This is a genomic window from Cupriavidus sp. 22TCCZM01-5 (assembly GCF_057798915.1).
In genome coordinates this window covers 136,951-153,891 of sequence record NZ_JBYOJR010000006.1, presented here as the reverse complement: position 1 = coordinate 153,891, position 16,941 = coordinate 136,951, and the positions used below count along the sequence as shown (strand labels likewise).

Here is a 16,941-nt window from a genome sequence, read left to right as displayed (position 1 = left end):
ACGACGCGCCATGTGGTTCACCCGCCTGTCGATCCAGAACCCCGTGCTGGCCACCATGATGATGCTGGCCTTCATCGTGGTGGGCCTGTTCTCCTACCAGCGCCTGCCGGTGGACCAGTTCCCCGACATCACCTTCCCGGTGGTGGTGGTGCAGACCGAATACCCGGGCGCCGCGCCGGAATCGGTCGAGTCCGACGTCACGCGCAAGGTCGAGGAGATCGTCAACACGATCTCGGGCATTGACGAGATCTTCTCGCATTCCTACCAGGGCACCTCCGTGGTCGTGGTCAAGTTCGACCTGAGCGTCGACGTCGGCCAGGCCGCGCAGGACGTGCGCGACAAGCTGGCGCTGATCCGCCCGCAGCTGCGCGACGAAGTCAAAGAGCCGCGCGTGCTGCGCTACGACCCCACCGACGCGCCGATCTTCTATCTCTCCGTCTCGAACGCGCCCGGTGCGCAGCGCAGCCAGCGCGAGCTGACCACCATTGCCGACCAGATCGTGCGCAAGCGGCTCGAGACCGTGCGCGGCGTGGGCGCGATCAACATCGTCGGCGGCACCAAGCGCGAGGTGGAGATCCGCATCCGCCCGGCGCAGCTCGAAGCGCTCGGCATCGGCATCGACCAGGTCATGAATGCGATCCGCAGCGAGAACCAGGAGCTGCCGGCCGGAGAACTGCGCTCGTCCGCGACCGAAACCGTGGTGCAGGTCAAGGGCCGCGTGGCCACGCCCGACGCCTTCCGCCGCATCATCGTCGCGCGCCGCGCGGGCCAGCCGGTCACGCTCGGTGAGATCGCCGACGTGCGCGACGGCCAGGAGGAGCAGGAAAGCCTGGCGCTGCTAGACGGCAAGCGCGCCCTCTTCCTGTCCGTGGTCAAGGCGCAGGGCCAGAACACGGTGGATACCGTCGATGGCCTGGTGCGCATGGCCGATGAAGTTCGCAAGCTGGTGCCCGCGGGCGTGCAGCTTACCGTGGTCAACGACACCGCGCGCGGCATCCGCAGCAGCGTGAAAGAGGTGCGCTCCACGCTGCTCGAAGGCGCGCTGCTGACCGTGGCGATCGTCTTCCTGTTCCTGGGCTCGTGGCGCAGCACGGTGATCACGGGCCTGACGCTGCCGATCGCGCTGATCGGCACCTTCGGCGTGATGTACCTGTGCGGCTTCACGCTCAACGTGATCACGCTGATGGCGCTGTCGCTGTGCGTGGGCCTGCTGATCGACGATGCCATCGTGGTGCGCGAGAACATTGTGCGCCACAACCTGATGGGCAAGGATCACCGCACCTCGGCACTGGACGGCACCGCCGAGATCGGCCTCGCGGTACTGGCCACGACGTTCTCGATCGTCGCGGTGTTCCTGCCGGTGGGTTTCATGGGCGGCATCATCGGGCGCTTCTTCCACCAGTTCGGCATCACCGTGGTGGCGGCCGTGCTGATCTCGATGTTCGTGTCGTTCACGCTGGACCCGATGCTGTCCTCTGTCTGGCATGACCCCGACCTGCACGGCACCGGCAACAAGACCAGCTGGTACGGCCGCACCGTGGGCCGGCTGCTGGACTGGTTCTCCGCGCGCATGGATGCTCTCGGCCATGGCTATGCCGGCATGCTGGGCTGGGCGCTCAGGCACCGGCTGGCCACCACGCTGATCGCGATCGTCACCTTCTTCGGCAGCTTTGCGCTGGTGCCGCTGATCGGCACGGAATTCGTGCCCGCCGCCGACCTTGGCGAGACACAGGTCGGCTTCACCACGCCGGTCGGCACGTCGATTGAGGTCACCGAGGCCAAGGTGCGCCAGGTCGAAGCCGCGCTCAAGTCTTTCCCCGAGGTTGCCTATACCTACGCGACGATCAATTCCGGCAATACGTCCGGGCGCAACAACGCGCTGGTGTCGGTGCGGCTGGTCGATCGCCGCGCGCGCAAGCTGTCCACCGTGCAGCTCAACCCGAAGATCCGGGAGCGCCTGGGCGGCATTGCCGGCATCACGCTGACCATGGTCGGCATGCCCGACGGCGCGGGCGGCCAGAAGGCGATCCAGGTGTCGATCCAGGGCGATGACCTGAACGAGCTGCGGCGGCTGTCGCAGGAGGCCAGCCGCCGCATGCTGGCCATTCGAGGCCTGGCGGACCTGGATTCGAGCATGAAGGACGACCGCCCCACCATCGAGGTGCGCATCCGCCGCGAGCTGGCCTCCGACCTGGGCGTGGGCGTCGCGCAGATCGGCAATGCGCTGCGGCCGCTGCTCGCGGGCGATGCCATCAGTTCGTGGCGCGCGCCCGATGACCAGAACTACGACGTGCGCGTGCGGCTGCCGCGCGATGCGCGCACGGGGCTGGCGGACCTCAATGCGCTGATGATCGCCAGCAGCCAGACCAACCCCGACGGCACGCCGAAGATGGTGCCGCTGCGGCAGGTGGCCGACCTGGTGCCGACCACGGGCGCCAACCAGATCAGCCGCCGCGACCTGAACCGCGAGGTCGAGCTGACTGCCAACACCGCCGGACGTTCCGCGGGCGAGGTGGCGCGCGACGTCAAGGCAGCGCTCGAGGGCATGACCTGGCCAGCCGGCTACAAGTACCGTTTTGGCGGCTCCACCAAGTCGATGAACGAGTCCTTCGGCTATGCAGTCTCGGCGCTGGCGCTCGCCGTGATCTTCATCTACATGATCCTGGCCTCGCAGTTCGCCAGCTTCTTCCAGCCGATCGCCATCATGACCTCGCTGCCGCTCACGCTGATCGGCGTGTTCGCGGCGCTGCTGCTGTTCCGCTCGACGCTGAACATGTTCTCGATCATCGGCTTCATCATGCTGATGGGGCTGGTCACCAAGAACGCGATCCTGCTGGTGGACTTTGCCAACCAGGCCCGGCGCGGGCATGTGGACGGCGCCGACGGCCATGCGCCGCTCTCGCGCGAAGCCGCCCTGGTCGAGGCCGCGCGCGTGCGCCTGCGCCCGATCCTGATGACCACGCTGGCCATGATCTTCGGCATGGTGCCGCTGGCCTTCAGCCTCGGCGAAGGCGCCGAGCAGCGCGCGCCGATGGGCCAGACGGTGATCGGCGGCATCATCACGTCGTCGATCCTGACGCTCGTGGTGGTACCTGTGATCTATACGTACCTTGATGATTTCGCAACGTGGCTGCGGCGGCGCTGGCAAGGCAAGCCGGCCGTGGCGGCCGTGGCGGCCACTTCGCCCGCCGGGACCGACGCGGAGGCCGTGGCACAACATCGGAGCGCCGAATGAGCCGGACCGCGCACGGAGGGTTAAAATACCAGGTTTGACAAGACTGCCCGGCCGTGGCACCGCGCGGCCCGGACACAAGCACCCACATAGCGGTTGGCATTGGTAAGGAATGGCAAGATGGATCTCGAAAAAGCCCGATTCAACATGATCGAACAGCAAATCCGCCCGTGGGATGTGCTGGACCAGGAAATCCTGGACCTGCTGGCGGTGGTCAAGCGCGAGGAATTCGTTCCCGCGGCCTACAAGGGCCTGGCCTTTGTCGACATGGAGATTCCGCTGGCGGGCGGCCAGAACATGCTGCCTCCGCGCGTGGAAGCCCGCATCCTGCAGGAACTGGCCGTGCGCAAGCATGAGAACGTGCTCGAAATCGGCGCCGGCTCCGGCTACATGGCCGCGCTGCTGGCCAACCGCGCGCGCCATGTGCTGACCGTGGATATCATGCCGGAACTCGTGACCCTGGCCCGCCAGAACCTGGCCGGCGCCGGCGTCACCAATGTCGACGTGGCCGAAGGCAACGCCGCCGACGGCTGGACCGCCGCCGCGCCGTACGACGTGATCTGCATCTCCGGCTCGCTGCCGGCCATCCCGCAGTCGATCCTGTCGCAGGTCAAGGTGGGCGGCCGTATCGCGGCCTTCGTCGGCACGCTGCCGGTGATGGAAGCACGCCTGATCACGCGCCTGTCCGAAACCGAATACCAGGTGCTGAACCTGTTCGAGACCGCGGTCAAGCCGCTGGTCGGCGCGGCCCAGCCGTCGCAGTTCCGTTTCTGAGGACACAGCCGCCATGCAGGTCATTCAAGCTGCCGAACTGGCCCAGTGGCTGGCGGATGCCAGCCGCGCCAGGCCGGTCCTGCTCGATGTGCGCGAGCCCTGGGAGGTGCAGACCTGCGCCATGCCGGGCATCACCCATATCCCGATGCGCGACATTCCGGCGCGCGCTGCCGAACTCGACGAAGACGCGGACATCGTCTGCATCTGCCACCACGGCATGCGCAGCATGCAGGTAGCCGCGTATCTCGAACGCCAAGGCTATGCCAAGGTCTACAACCTCACCGGCGGCGTCGACGCCTGGGCGAGCGAAGTGGATCCGGCCATGCCGAAGTACTGAGAGAGGCTGCGCGACCCAGTTTGCCGGCCCGCCCGCGAAGTCAAACCCGAACAAGAAAACGACTGTTGGCCGCGCCTGTGCCGGCAACCTGGAGATGTGATGACGTTTGCGCCTTTCGCCGTGTCCGGCAAGACGCGGCTGGCTATAGCGCTGTCCTTGTATGCGCTGCTGCAAATGCCGGCCACGGCTGCCGACCTGCTGCAGGTCTACCGCGACGCCCAGTCCAATGACGCCCAGTTCGCCAGCGCGCGATCCCAGTTGCTGGCCACGCGCGAGAAGCTGCCGCAGGGCCGGGCCGGGCTGCTGCCGCTGGTCACCGGCACGGCAGGCGCCAACCGCACCAGGCTGGACCAGACTGCGGCGCTGGCGCCGGGTCTGCCCACTGCCTCGGGGGTACGCTTCTTCGACAACAACAGCTGGGCCCTGCAGCTGAGCCAGCCGCTGTTCCGCTGGGACCGCTGGGAAACCTACAAGCAGGGCGAGCTGGCCGCGATGGCGGGCGAAGTCACGTTCCAGCAGGCGCAGCTCGACCTGATCACCCGGTCCTCGCAGGCTTACTTCGACGTGCTCACGGCCCAGGACAACCTCTATCTGGCCGGCGCGCAGAAGAAGGCCATCGGCGAGCAGCTCGCCCAGGCCAAGCGCAATTTCGAGGTGGGCACCGCCACCATCACCGACGCCAACGACGCCCAGGCCCGCTACGACCTGGCCACCTCGACCGAGATCGCCGCGCAGAGCGCGCTGGAAGTCGCCCGCGCCAACCTGCAGCAGATCACCGGCAAGCCCGTCGACGAACTGCTCGGGTTGCGGCCGGAGGCCGCGCTGCCCGCGCCGATCCCGGCCGACGCCAACGCCTGGGCGGCGCAGGCCGAGGCCAGCAACCTGCAGGTGGGCCTGGCCAACTACAACCTGGAAACCGCGCAGCGCGAAACCAACAAGGCGCGCGCCGCACACCTGCCGTCCGTGGACCTGGTGGCTTCCTACGGCTTCACCAACCAGACCGGCAGCGCCACGCAGACGATCTCCACGCACTACAACGCCTCGCAGATCGGCGTGCAGCTGAGCATGCCGATCTTCGCGGGCGGCCAGATCCAGTCGCGCGTGCGTGAAACGCTGGCGCTGGCCGACAAGGCCGCCAGCGACCTGGAATTCGCGCGCCGCACTGCCGCGCAGGGCGCGCGCCAGAGCTATTCGGGCGTCTCCAACGGCCTGGCGCAGGTCAAGGCGCTGGAAGCGGCGGAGCGTTCGGCCCAGAGCGCGGTGGAATCGAACCAGCTCGGTTACGAGGTTGGCGTGCGCATCAACATCGATGTGCTCAATGCCGAGGCGCAGCTGTTCCAGACTCGCGCCAACCTGGCCAAGGCGCGCTATGACACGATCATGAACGGCCTGCGGCTGAAGGCATCGACGGGCGCGCTGAAGGAAGACGATATCGTCCAGATCAACACGCTGCTGACGTCGGCACCGGGGGCCATGTACCAGTTGCCGCAAAAGGCCAAGGTCGGTGCGGTGGCGACGCCCGCGCCCGCGGCGTCTGCTCGCGGCGGCGGCCGGCGTGAGGCGCTGGCAAGCGGCACGCCCCGCTCCTGACGGACATGCTGGACAACGCAAAACGGGCCGCAATGCGGCCCGTTTTGCTTATGCGCTGACCCTAGTTCGCGCGCGTGCGCGACTCCACGCCGAGCAATTGCCAGCGGATCGAAGCGGCATCCGCAGGCGGGTTGGGCACCTTGTACTCGCGCACGCGCAGCTTGTACGACACCCCCGGCTCGAAATCCAGGCCCTCGATCGGCCCATACCAGAGCTGCCACGGCGCCTCCGGCGACTCGCGCCAGCGGTAGCAGGTCATGCGGCCCACGCCGCTGCATTCCACGCGCTGGGAATCGATATAGACGGTCTTCTCGACGCTGCCCGCGGCGTCGATGCGCGCGCCACGCTGGCCGACACCCTCACGCTCGACGAACTGCAGCAGGTCTTCGCTGGCGGTCTTCCAGATGATCTGGCGCCCCGTGGAACCCGCCGTCGGCTGCGTGCCAACCGTCAGGAACGGGGTCTGCATGGCCTTGAGCAAGGCCGACTCCAGCTCCATGCGCGGCGGCGGGCAGGCCATCCGCGTACCGGCGACGTGGTCGAAGCGGATGCCGGTATCGGTCTTGCCGTAGCTGCCGGTAAAGCGGTTGCAGCCGCTGGTGCCGCTGACCGTGCCCTGCGCGGCGTCGATGCCGGCGCTGAACTCGAAGATGATGGGCTGGCCGTTGTCGCCATGCGGGATGTCGCGCAACGTGCCGTCGGGCTGCTGCCAGCGCACCAGTTCCCAGCGGCTCGGGCCGGAGGACTGGGTCTGGTTTAGGGCGGTGGTGGCGCCGGTGGAGTCAGGCGCAGGCCCGGTCGCGCACGCGCCCAGGGCACCTGCCAGGATGGCGGCGGCTGCCCCGCGCCGGGCAATCCGGCGGCAGGTATCACGGGTCAGTGTCTGCATGGGTTCGGCTCCTGTCATGAGGCGAGCCAGGCAGTCCGACTGCCGGGCGCGCCAGGTCAATGCCCCTTAGAGCCTGGGGCCTTGCCACGAATTCCCGATCGGCTCAGGCACCCAGCGCAGGCGCCAGCGCCGCCAGCGTCCGCAGCGTAGCCCCGCGGTGCACTCCCGCGAACGTGCGTGCATGTGCGCGCATGTCCGTCAGCGCGGTGGCATCGGCGAGCAAGCGGGCCGCGGCCTGCATCAACTCTTCGGCGTTCGCCACGCGCCGGCATGCACCGGCGTCGATGGCATCTTCCGTTGCCTGCGCAAAGTTGAAGGTATGCGGGCCAACCAGCACCGGCGTGCCCACGGCGCAGGACTCGATCAGGTTTTGCCCGCCCAGCGGCAACAGGCTGCCGCCCACAAAGGCCAGGTCCGATGCGGCGAAGTACATGGCCATCTCGCCCATCGAATCGCCCAGCACGATGTCGGCGGTGATCGGCGCGGCAAGGTGGTCGATATCCATCGCACTGCGGCGCTGGACCGAGAAGCCTGCTCGCTCCGCCATGGCCGCCACTTCGTCAAAGCGTTGCGGATGGCGCGGTATCAGCAGCAAGGCCGGTCTTGGCGTGTCGCCACCAAGCCGCGGCCAGCGCGACAGTGCATCCAGCAGAAACGGTTCCTCACCCTCCCGCGTGCTGGCGGCCGCCAGCACGGCACGACTGCCGAACGCCTGGCGCAGACGATGGCCGCGCTCGATACCAGCCGGTGCCGGCTGCATGTCGAACTTGAGGTTGCCGGTGATCTGTACCGTATCGAGGCCGAGGGCCTGGAAACGCTCGGCATCGCCGCTGGTCTGCGCCAGCACGCCGGCAAAGTCCGCGTACATGGCTGCCGCTGCGCGTCCGAAGCGCGCCGTGCGGCGGAAGCTGCGCGGCGACAGGCGTGCATTGACGAGGAACAGCGGCACGCCGGCACGGCGCGCGCCGTGCACAAGGTTGGGCCACACCTCGGTTTCCATCAGCATGCCCGCCGCCGGCCGGAAATACCGCAAGAACCGGCTCACGAGCCAGGGCAAGTCGTAGGGCAGGTAGCACTGGAGCACGCGCGGCTCCTTGCCGAACAGTTGCGCGCCAGTCTGACGCCCCGTAGGGGTCATGTGCGTGAGCAGCAGCCGGTGCGTCGGATAGGCGCCCAGCAAGGCCTCGACGAGCGGCTGCGCCGCGCGCGTCTCGCCCACGGAAACCGCGTGCACCCACAGCCATGGGCCTGGCGCGGGCAGATGGCCGTAGGCGCCGAGCCGCTCGCCGACGTTGCGGACATAGCCTGGCTCCTTGCGCCCGCGCCAGTAGAGCCGCAACAACGCCAGCGGCAGGATGACGATCCATAGCAGGCTGTACAGGACGCGCAGCATCATCGGCCAGCTCCGCGTACGCGGCTGGCCGCCTGCCAGACTTCATCGACCGTGGGCACGACGCCGTCGTCGCCCACGTTGGCGATCCGCTCGGACCAGTACCCCTCGGTCTTCCAGCGCCAGGTGGCGGTATAGATTTCCACGGTCGGCCGGCACAGCGCCGCAGCGATATGGACCAGCCCGGTGTCTACCCCGATGACCACCTCGGCGCGATTGATCAGCCCGAAGCCCTGCATCACGGAGAAGCGCGGCAGCACCTGCGCGCCAGGCACACCGGCTGCGATCTCCTGTGCCGCGCGGCGCTCCGCATCGTTGCCCCAGGGCAGCAGCATGGTCAGGCCATCCGCCTGCAGGCGCTGGCCGAGCGCGTGCCAGCTGGTTACCGGCCATTTCTTCTTCGCGCCGGCGGTGGCGTGGAAGCACACTGCGTAGCGCGCCGGCAATTGCGCCCAGATTGGATCATCGACATGGAGCGATTGCGCCGACTCGCCGAAAAACCTTGGCGGCTCGGTCGGAGCCATGCCGGTGAGGGCGGCGCCAAGCAGGCGCGAACGGCGTACAGAGTGCGCCTGGCGCGGAACGCGGACGGGATCGGTGTACAGCAAGCGTGCAGCCGGCTCATAGCCGGAACCCTGCGTGCGGTTGCCAAGGCCGATGACCGGCGCGCCGGCAGCCCGCGCGGCCACGCGCGCGACCACCGCGGTCTTCAGCAACCCCTGGCTCTCGATCACGGCGTCATAGCGCTGCGCGCGCAGCGCATCGCGAATCTCACCGATCTCATGCCAGATGGCGGGTTGCCAGAAGCGCTTGCGCCAGCGCCGCAGCGCAAACGGGATCACGCGCGCTACGTCGGGCAGCAGGCGCACGAGGTCAACGTAGCCCTCCTCCACCACCCAATCGATCTGCGCGCCCGGCCAGCGCGCGCGCAGATCGTGGATCAGCGGCATATTGTGAACGACATCGCCCAGCGACGAGACCTTGACTACCAGGATGCGCGGATTGGCCGGCAATACGAACGGCACCGCCTGCGTCACGGCCTGCGGTGCCGCCGGAGCGGCCATTGCCTCACGCATCTGTTCAGAACGGGAGATTGGCATCAGGCTTTTCGGCCAGGATCACACGCTTGAATTCAGCCTGGATGCGGGCCAGCGCCGCGTCGTTGTCAGCCTCGAAGCGCATCACCACGACCGGCGTGGTGTTGGACGGACGTGCCAGGCCGAACCCGTCGGGATACTCCACGCGTACGCCGTCGATGGTGATCACCTCGCGCGCGCCGTCGAACTTCGCATTCGCCTTGATCTTGTCGAGCAGCGTGAACGGTTCGCCTTCCGCGCACTTGAGCTGCAGTTCGGGCGTGTTGTTGGCGTTGGGCAGCGCGTTCAGCACGGCGCTCGGGTCGGCATGGCGCGACAGGATTTCCAGCAGGCGTGCACCGGTGTACAGGCCGTCGTCGAAGCCGTACCAGCGATCCTTGAAGAACACGTGGCCGCTCATCTCGCCGGCGATGGGTGCCCCGGTTTCCTTCAGCTTGGCCTTGACCAGCGAGTGGCCGGTCTTCCACATCAGCGGCTCGCCGCCGTGCTGGCGGATCCACGGGGCCAGCTTGCCAGTGCACTTGACGTCATAGATCACCTGCGCGCCCGGGTTGCGGCCGAGGATTTCCTCGGCGAACAGCATCAGCTGGCGGTCCGGGAAGATGACCTGGCCGTCCTTGGTCACCACGCCGAGGCGGTCGCCGTCGCCGTCGAAGGCCAGGCCCAGCTCGCAGTCGGTGTCGCGCAGGCACCGCATCAGGTCCTGCAGGTTCTCCACATGAGCGGGATCGGGGTGGTGGTTGGGGAAGTTGCCATCCACCTCGCAGAACAGCTCGGTGACCTCGCAGCCCAGGCCGCGGAACAGGTCGCCTACGAAGGCGCCAGCCACGCCATTGCCGGCATCCAGCGCAATCTTCATCGGGCGGGCCAGTTTCACGTCGCTGGTGATGCGGTCGAGGTACTGCTGACGCACATCGTACTGGCGGTAGCCGCCAGCGCCGCTGGTGAAATTGCCCGCTTCGATGCGCTGGCGCAAGGCCTGGATCTGCTCGCCGAAGATCGCCTTGCCGGCCAGGACCATCTTGAAGCCGTTGTAGTCCGGCGGGTTGTGGCTGCCGGTGACCATGATGCCGGAAGTGGCTTTTACGCCATCCAGCTCGATATTCGTGCCGAAATAGACCATCGGCGTGGCAACCATGCCGAGGTCGATCACGTCCATGCCCGCGGCGCGCAGGCCTTCGACCAGGCCGCCGATGAGGTCAGGGCCCGAGAGACGGCCATCGCGGCCGACCACGACGGCCTTCTCGCCGGCTTCGGCTGCCGCGGAACCGAATGACTGGCCGATCAGGCGGGCCACGTCGCGGGTCAGCGTCTTACCGACGATGCCGCGGATGTCATAGGCTTTGAAGATGCTGGGATCGATTTGCATAGGGGTTCCAGTTAGAGATTCTGCTGCCCGGTGCCGTCCCGGCTTGCGGGACGCTCGTCGCGCCAAAGGTGTTATTTTGCCGGATCGCGAGGATAGCCGGCGCTATAATCACGCCGCCGCCCCGGAATGGGCGCCGTTCTGCCGTTCGGCGGCGTTATCGCTCTTGCTGATGGGGCACCCCGGCGCGGCCAGCCTTATCTGCCTTTCGACACGGCAATCCCGTTCCCGTCTGCCCGGAATCCTTTGTCAGCCACATCCGCCCACCGCCCGCACATTGCCTACCTGATCACCAATTCGGAGATCGGCGGGGCGCAGGCGCATGTGGCAGACCTGATGCAAGCTATGCGCCAGCACGCTGATGTCACCCTGCTGGCAGGCGGCGACGGGCACCTGTTCGCGAGCGCGCAAGCGGCCGGCATTCCGGCAATACGCTTGCACATGCTGGACAACGCCCTCTCTCCGGTGCGCGCGGTTCAGGCCCTCAGGGAGCTGAATACCGCACTGCGCCAGGTTGCACCCGACATCATCCATGCCCACAGCGCCAAAGCAGGTGCGCTCGGGCGCGTGGCCGGCAAGGTACTGGGGATTCCTGTGATCTACACCGTACACGGCTTCGCCTTCAAGCCGGCCGCGCCCTGGCGCCAGCGCCTGGCGGCGCGCGTGACGGAATGGCTGCTCGCGCCCTTGACCACCCGACTGATCTGCGTGGCGGATGGAGAACGTGAACTGGCTCGCAGCCTGCCGATCGCCGGTTCGCGCGTCAGCGTCATCCGCAATGGGCTGGCAGACGTGGCGGAGCGTGCCCGTCCGGGCGCGCCGCTGCGCCGAATCGCCATGGTTGCGCGCTTTGCGCACCCTAAGCGGCCTGACGTCCTGCTGGAAGCGTTCGGGCAGACGGGGCTTGCCCAGTGTGAACTGGTCATCGCCGGCGAAGGGCCGCAGCTGCCCGCCATCCGGGCGCGGGCGCAAGCCATGACACCTGCGCAGGTGGCCTTGCCGGGCAGTATCCATGACGTCCCGGGCCTGCTGGCCTCCTCGCAGATCTTTGTGCTGGTTTCAGACCATGAGGCATTGCCACTGTCGGTGCTGGAGGCCATGCGGGCAGGCCTGCCCGTCATCGCCAGCGATTTGCCCGGCATTCGCGAGCAGCTCGACGACGGCCGCTGTGGCATCCTGCTGGAAGACAAGCAGCCGCAAACCCTGGCGCGCGCGCTGCAAGCCCTGGCCGCCGACGCGCCGCGGCGCGAGGCGCTTGGCCGCCTGGCGCGCCAGCGCTGGGAGCAGCAGTTTGGCCTGGCGCGCATGATCCAGGCCACCTGGGCCGTCTATCAGGACACGCTCGCCAGCGCGCCGCGCTACCGGGCGTCCGCACGACAACGCCATGCACAAAACTGACAGCCTGCGCCGGCCAGCAGTCGCCCGCGCCACAGGCTCCGAAACCATCCGCCGCGCCAGCCGCATGCTGGCCTGGGCCCTGCTCGGGCTGCTGCTGTTCGGCATGAACATCGCCCTCGCCGAACTGGCACAGCGCGCCGGCTTCGTGACCTACGTGTTCAATCGCACGCTGCTCTGGTCGATCGCCCCGTACCTGGCGGCTTTCATCCTGCTGCACCGCTCCCTGCACCTGCCCGCCATGGAAGGCAATAGCCTGGCAGGCCTGGCCGCCACCCTGCCCTTCGCGGCCTTGCTGTTCGTATTTGCCGGCTTCCATATCGAGTACTCGCGCGGCGCGTTCTTGCTGGCGTACTTCACCACGCTCGCCTGGCTCTGGTTTGGCTACCGGCATTTCGTGCGCAACTATGTACCGGTCTTTGGCTACACGGACGCAGCCGCGCTGGCGCAACTCGAAGCCGTGCTAGCCATGCCCGGTGCCGCGCCCGCCGGCCGCACCCGCTTCCAGCCCATCAGCTCGCTCGCAGAAGCAGTGAATTGCGACGGCCTGATGCTCGATCGCAACGCCGCCGCCGACCCCGAACGCACCCGCGCACTGGCGCAGTTCAAGCTCAGCCATGTCCGCATTTATTCAGTCGAGCGCGTCGGCGAGATGCTGACCGGCCGGGTCGGACTGGCGCATATCGACGAGAATTTCCTGGACGATTACGCGGCGCATTACTTCTATGGCTACCTGAAGCGCGTCATCGATATCGGCACGGTGCTGTGCCTGGCGCCGCTAGCGCTGCCGCTCGCACTGGCCGTGGCAGTGGCCATCCGCCTGGAATCGCCGGGACCGGCCCTTTTCCGCCAGGTGCGGGCGGGGCTGCTGGGCAAGCCCTTCACCATGTTCAAGTTCCGCAGCATGGCTGTGGACAACTCGGGCAGCGCGCAGTTCGCGGCACGCAAGGACCCCCGCGTGACGCGCGTCGGGCGGTTCATCCGCAAGTACCGGTTGGATGAAATCCCGCAGCTATGGAACGTGCTGACAGGCGACATGAGCCTGATCGGTCCGCGCCCGGAACAGATTCCGATGGTGGAGGATTTCGAGCGCACCATTGCCTACTACCCCTATCGCCACCTGGTGCGGCCTGGCCTGTCTGGCTGGGCGCAGGTGCAGCAGGGATATGTGGGCACGCGCGAAGAGACCGTGACCAAGCTCAGCTACGACCTGTACTACGTCAAGCATTGCTCGTTCGCACTGGACCTGCTGATTGCCGTGAAGACGATGCAGACGATCCTGACCGGGTACGGTGCGCGGTGACGCAGCAAGAATCGATAAGCATGCCCGCGCAGCGGCCCATGCGGATCCTGTTGCTATGCACTGGCCTCAAGATGGGTGGCGCGGAACAGCAGATTGCCGGGCTCGCGCGGCAGTTCCTGCGTGACGGGCATGCGGTGGCCGTGGTCAGCCTGACGGCGGAACAGGAGGTATCGCTGCCTGATGGCGCCACCGTGCTGCACCTTGGCATGCGCAAGACCGTGCCGTCCTTTGCCTTGGCATTGTGGCGATTGAATCGGTTTGTGCGAAAGTGGGAGCCTGACGTCATTCACGCCCATATGGTGCACGCCAACCTCGCTGCCCGGACGCTTGCCGCCCTGACTGACGCGCCGCCCGTGCTGTGTTCCGCGCACAGCGCCCGCGAAGGCGGACGCGCGCGCATGCTGGCCTATCGCCTGACCGACCGATGGGCGGCGCTGACCACGCATGTCAGCGAGGCTGGGCGGCAGGCCATGATCGCCGCCGGCGCGATGGCGCCGGAACGTATCCGCGTCATGCCTAACGGCATAGACACCTCGCTCTTCCGGCCGGATTCCGGGCGGCGGCAAGCCGCTCGCACAGCGCTCGGGGTAGATGCGAGCACACGAGTCGCCATCACCGTCGGACGGCTAGTGCCGGAGAAAGCCCAGCATGTACTGATCGAAGCGTTCGCGCGGCTGCTGCGCCAAACGCAGACCGCTACATCTGGGGCGAACTTGCGCTTGTTTATCGCGGGCGAAGGCCCAATGCGAGGCGAGCTGGAAGCCAGCATCCACCGGCACAAGCTGGAGAATTTCGTCACGCTGCTCGGCATGCGGCATGACGTACCGGAATTGCTGAACGCGGCTGACGTGTTTGCGTTGTCGTCGGATATCGAAGGCATGCCGCTGGTCATCGGGGAAGCCCTGGCGAGTGGCTGTGCCGTGGTCGCGACCGACGCGGCGGGCGTGGAAGAACTGCTTGGCTACGCTGGGGAAATCGTGCCGCGTGGCAATGTCGAGGCACTGGCTGGAGCGCTGGATCGGGCCTTGGCTCACGGCACGGGTACTGCCCTGGAGCAGTCAGCGCGCCGTCAGCGCATTCTGGACAGGTTCAGCCTCGAGGCCGTTGCAAGGCAATGGGTGGCCTGCTATGCCGGATTGGCTGGCGTTACCTGCAACCCGGCACCGGAGCCAGCCCGATGAGGCGACAGGTAGCCAGCAATCTCGCCTGGATGCTGATGGAGCGCGGCCTCCAGGTCGCGGGCGGTATTGGCATCGTCGCCATGCTGGCGCGAGGACTCGGGCCGGAAGGATTCGCGCATTTTCAGTATGCGCAGGCCGTGGTGTATATCGCGGCGTCGGTGGCGCTGATCTGTGGTGGCGAGGTGGTGATTCCCCGGCTGGTGGCGAATACGGATCCGGTGGCGCAGCATCGGTTGGTGGTGCATGCGTTTGGGTTGAGGTTAGCTGCGGGGGTGTTGGCGTACCTGATGATCTGCGCCTTCATGCTCGTGACCGGCCAGGGACCTGAAACATGGTGGCCGGCCTTGATCCTAGGGATGGCAATCCTGCTGCGCGAGCCCTCCGGCATCGTGACCGCGTGGATGCAAGCACAGACGCGCACGCGACCCAACGCTGTCATCAATGCCTCATCCTTGCTGGTCAAGGCAGCTTGTGTCGGATTGCTTTTCTGGTTCGGAAGCCAGAATGTGTCTGCCTACGCAATGGCGATCGCGCTGGAGCCGGTCCTCGCGGCAATCCTGCTGGCGCAGTTCTATCTGTCGCGCGCTCCCCAGGCGCGCGTCGCCGCCGATCCCGGATTGGTGCGAGAGTTATTCAGTAACGGCACGCTGTTCTGGGTGAGCTTCATGCTGATGATGGGTTCGCGCCGGGTGGACCAGCTATTGCTCAAGCCTCTCGTACCCTTGTCCGAGTTCGGCGCCTACGCGGCCACCATGCAGATACTGGACAACTTCGTTACAGTGGCCAGCATCGTTGCCGCAGGCATCGCGCCCATCTATGTTTACGCGCAGCCAACGTTGGCTCAGGCTCGTCGGAATATCCTGCGCATTACGGTTGGCATGGTTGTGATCGGCACCACGGGCGGGATTATCATCGCCACGTCGGCGCACTGGATCATCCACTTGCTTTACGGCTCGGCGTTCGCCTCTGCAGCAGAGCTGCTTCAGCTCGCGGCAATGGCATCCTCACTGGTGTTTGCGGACGTTGCGCTCACCCTGCTGCCTATCTACATGCGACGGCCTCAACTGGTAGCGCTCAAATGGGGCATCGTGTTTGCCACCACCGTCGTTGTGGATAGCATTGCGATTCCGAACCTTGGTGCGCGCGGAGCCATTCTTGGTTACGCGGTGGCAAATCTGCTTGCCATTGCGTTCGGCATTGCAGTCTGCCTTCGTCCACTGCCGGGGACACCGGCGGCACATGGGGCAAAGGCATGAGTCAGAATCGCCATGTTTGTTTCCTGACGGGCACTCTGAATGCGATGGCCGGGGCCGAGCGGATGACGGCGGTCATCGCCAATGCGCTGGCCGATTGCGGTTACACCGTCAGCGTTCTGAGCCTCTGGGATAAGGAGAGCTGCTTTCCCTTACATCCCGCCGTTCGGCACGACGCGTTATTTGCGCAGCGGCCGTCGTTCAAGCGGGCCTATCTGGCGACGGTGGCAGGCATCCGACGGTATTGTCGTGAGCGTGGAGTCGATGTACTGGTGCAAGTTGACACCATGCTGGCGCTTTTCACGCTGCCAGCCACGGTGGGGCTGGGTGTCGAGCATATTGCCTGGGAACATTGTCACTTTGACGAGGACCTAGGCAAACCGGCCCGGAAGCTTGCGCGGCGACTGGCTGCGCGTTATTGCAGGCATGTCGTGGTGCTGACGGAGCGGGACAGGCTAAGGTGGGAGGAAGCGCTGCGGCCACGTAGTCATGTGGTTGCCATTCCTAATCCTCTGCCGTTTCCGTTCCCGGAAGACCCGGCGCCCCGGACAAGCAAGACCGTGCTGGCGATGGGGAGGCTGGTGCATGCCAAGGGCTTTGACGTGCTGATTCAGGCGTGGAAGCAAGTCTCTGCCGAAGCTCCAGATTGGAACCTTATCATCCATGGGGAAGGCGAAGAACGGCCGGAATTGACGGCGCTTATTGACGAGCTCGGACTGGAAGGCAGTGTCAGCTTGCCGGGTATCTGTCTGGATGCGGCGGAGTCCTATCGTAGAGCTTCGGTCTTTTGCCTGAGCTCGCGGTATGAGGGATTCGGGCTTGTACTTATTGAGGCTATGGCATTTGGATTACCAATAGTTTCAGCTGATTGCGACGCCGGACCGAAGGAATTGCTGAAAAGTGGCGAAAACGCACTACTCGTTTCAGCTGCCAACACAGAGTCGCTTGCTGAAGGGTTGCTGCGACTCATCCAAAACCCGGATGAGGCTGCGCGGATTGGCGCGACAGCAAGAGGTAAGGCTAGGGCATTCGCTTTTCCGGACATTGCTGCAAAGTGGGGCAATTTGATGGGGCGAATGTGAAAGGAAGGCGGGTCCTAATAGCTCTCCATCCATATGCCAGTCACAGTGGACT

Annotated in this window: 13 protein-coding genes; 9 read left to right on the top strand and 4 right to left on the bottom strand. The window is 66.2% G+C overall.

The features are described from left to right. Positions 1–10 precede the first annotated feature (10 nt). The 4 genes from AC3FNH_RS08315 (at position 11) to AC3FNH_RS08300 (ending at position 5,933) form a co-directional block, all read left to right on the top strand. A complete protein-coding gene (locus AC3FNH_RS08315; protein ID WP_488719712.1) occupies positions 11–3,235 on the top strand; it encodes an efflux RND transporter permease subunit in 3,225 nt (1,074 codons plus the stop codon). 117 nt (positions 3,236–3,352) lie between these two features. Then, positions 3,353–4,006, top strand: a complete 654-nt coding sequence (locus AC3FNH_RS08310) for a protein-L-isoaspartate O-methyltransferase family protein (RefSeq protein WP_488719711.1) — start codon at positions 3,353–3,355, stop codon at positions 4,004–4,006. Positions 4,007–4,019: 13 nt separating this feature from the next. After that, positions 4,020–4,343 (top strand): rhodanese-like domain-containing protein, encoded by a 324-nt coding sequence (locus AC3FNH_RS08305; protein ID WP_276098217.1) that lies wholly within the window; start codon positions 4,020–4,022, stop codon positions 4,341–4,343. A 99-nt stretch (positions 4,344–4,442) separates the two neighbouring features. After that, positions 4,443–5,933 carry a TolC family outer membrane protein gene (locus tag AC3FNH_RS08300; protein WP_488719710.1) on the top strand — a complete coding sequence of 497 codons (1,491 nt, stop codon included), beginning with the start codon at positions 4,443–4,445 and terminating at the stop codon, positions 5,931–5,933. Positions 5,934–5,994: 61 nt separating this feature from the next. Here AC3FNH_RS08300 and AC3FNH_RS08295 read toward each other — a convergent pair whose 3' ends face one another. The 4 genes from AC3FNH_RS08295 to AC3FNH_RS08280 all read right to left on the bottom strand — a co-directional run bounded on the left by AC3FNH_RS08295 (position 5,995) and on the right by AC3FNH_RS08280 (position 10,678). Then, complete coding sequence (locus tag AC3FNH_RS08295; RefSeq protein ID WP_488719709.1) at positions 5,995–6,822, bottom strand: DUF4377 domain-containing protein; 828 nt, start codon at positions 6,820–6,822, stop codon at positions 5,995–5,997. A 103-nt stretch (positions 6,823–6,925) separates the two neighbouring features. Beyond that, positions 6,926–8,215, bottom strand: coding sequence for a lipid IV(A) 3-deoxy-D-manno-octulosonic acid transferase (gene waaA / locus AC3FNH_RS08290; protein WP_488719781.1), 1,290 nt, complete (start codon positions 8,213–8,215; stop codon positions 6,926–6,928). After that, positions 8,215–9,312, bottom strand: a complete 1,098-nt coding sequence (gene waaC / locus AC3FNH_RS08285) for a lipopolysaccharide heptosyltransferase I (RefSeq protein ID WP_488719708.1) — start codon at positions 9,310–9,312, stop codon at positions 8,215–8,217. Before waaC ends, waaA begins: the two co-directional genes overlap by 1 nt. After that, complete coding sequence (locus AC3FNH_RS08280) at positions 9,293–10,678, bottom strand: phosphomannomutase/phosphoglucomutase (RefSeq protein ID WP_488719707.1); 1,386 nt, start codon at positions 10,676–10,678, stop codon at positions 9,293–9,295. Before AC3FNH_RS08280 ends, waaC begins: the two co-directional genes overlap by 20 nt. A gap of 243 nt (positions 10,679–10,921) precedes the next feature. On the opposite strand from AC3FNH_RS08280, the gene AC3FNH_RS08275 reads away from it, so the two are divergent. The 5 genes from AC3FNH_RS08275 to AC3FNH_RS08255 are packed head-to-tail and all read left to right on the top strand — an operon-like array spanning position 10,922 to position 16,889. Then, entirely contained in the window at positions 10,922–12,073 is a 1,152-nt protein-coding gene (locus AC3FNH_RS08275) for a glycosyltransferase (protein WP_488719706.1), read from the top strand. Further along, the gene (locus AC3FNH_RS08270) at positions 12,060–13,373 is read left to right on the top strand and encodes an exopolysaccharide biosynthesis polyprenyl glycosylphosphotransferase (RefSeq protein ID WP_488719705.1); all 1,314 of its coding nucleotides are present in this window, start codon (positions 12,060–12,062) and stop codon (positions 13,371–13,373) included. The genes AC3FNH_RS08275 and AC3FNH_RS08270 overlap by 14 nt, the downstream gene beginning before the upstream one ends. A gap of 38 nt (positions 13,374–13,411) precedes the next feature. After that, positions 13,412–14,554, top strand: coding sequence for a glycosyltransferase (locus tag AC3FNH_RS08265; RefSeq protein WP_488719704.1), 1,143 nt, complete (start codon positions 13,412–13,414; stop codon positions 14,552–14,554). Next, positions 14,551–15,810 (top strand): lipopolysaccharide biosynthesis protein, encoded by a 1,260-nt coding sequence (locus AC3FNH_RS08260; protein ID WP_488719703.1) that lies wholly within the window; start codon positions 14,551–14,553, stop codon positions 15,808–15,810. Before AC3FNH_RS08265 ends, AC3FNH_RS08260 begins: the two co-directional genes overlap by 4 nt. Next, a complete protein-coding gene (locus AC3FNH_RS08255) occupies positions 15,807–16,889 on the top strand; it encodes a glycosyltransferase family 4 protein (protein ID WP_488719702.1) in 1,083 nt (360 codons plus the stop codon). Before AC3FNH_RS08260 ends, AC3FNH_RS08255 begins: the two co-directional genes overlap by 4 nt. Positions 16,890–16,941: the final 52 nt, after the last annotated feature.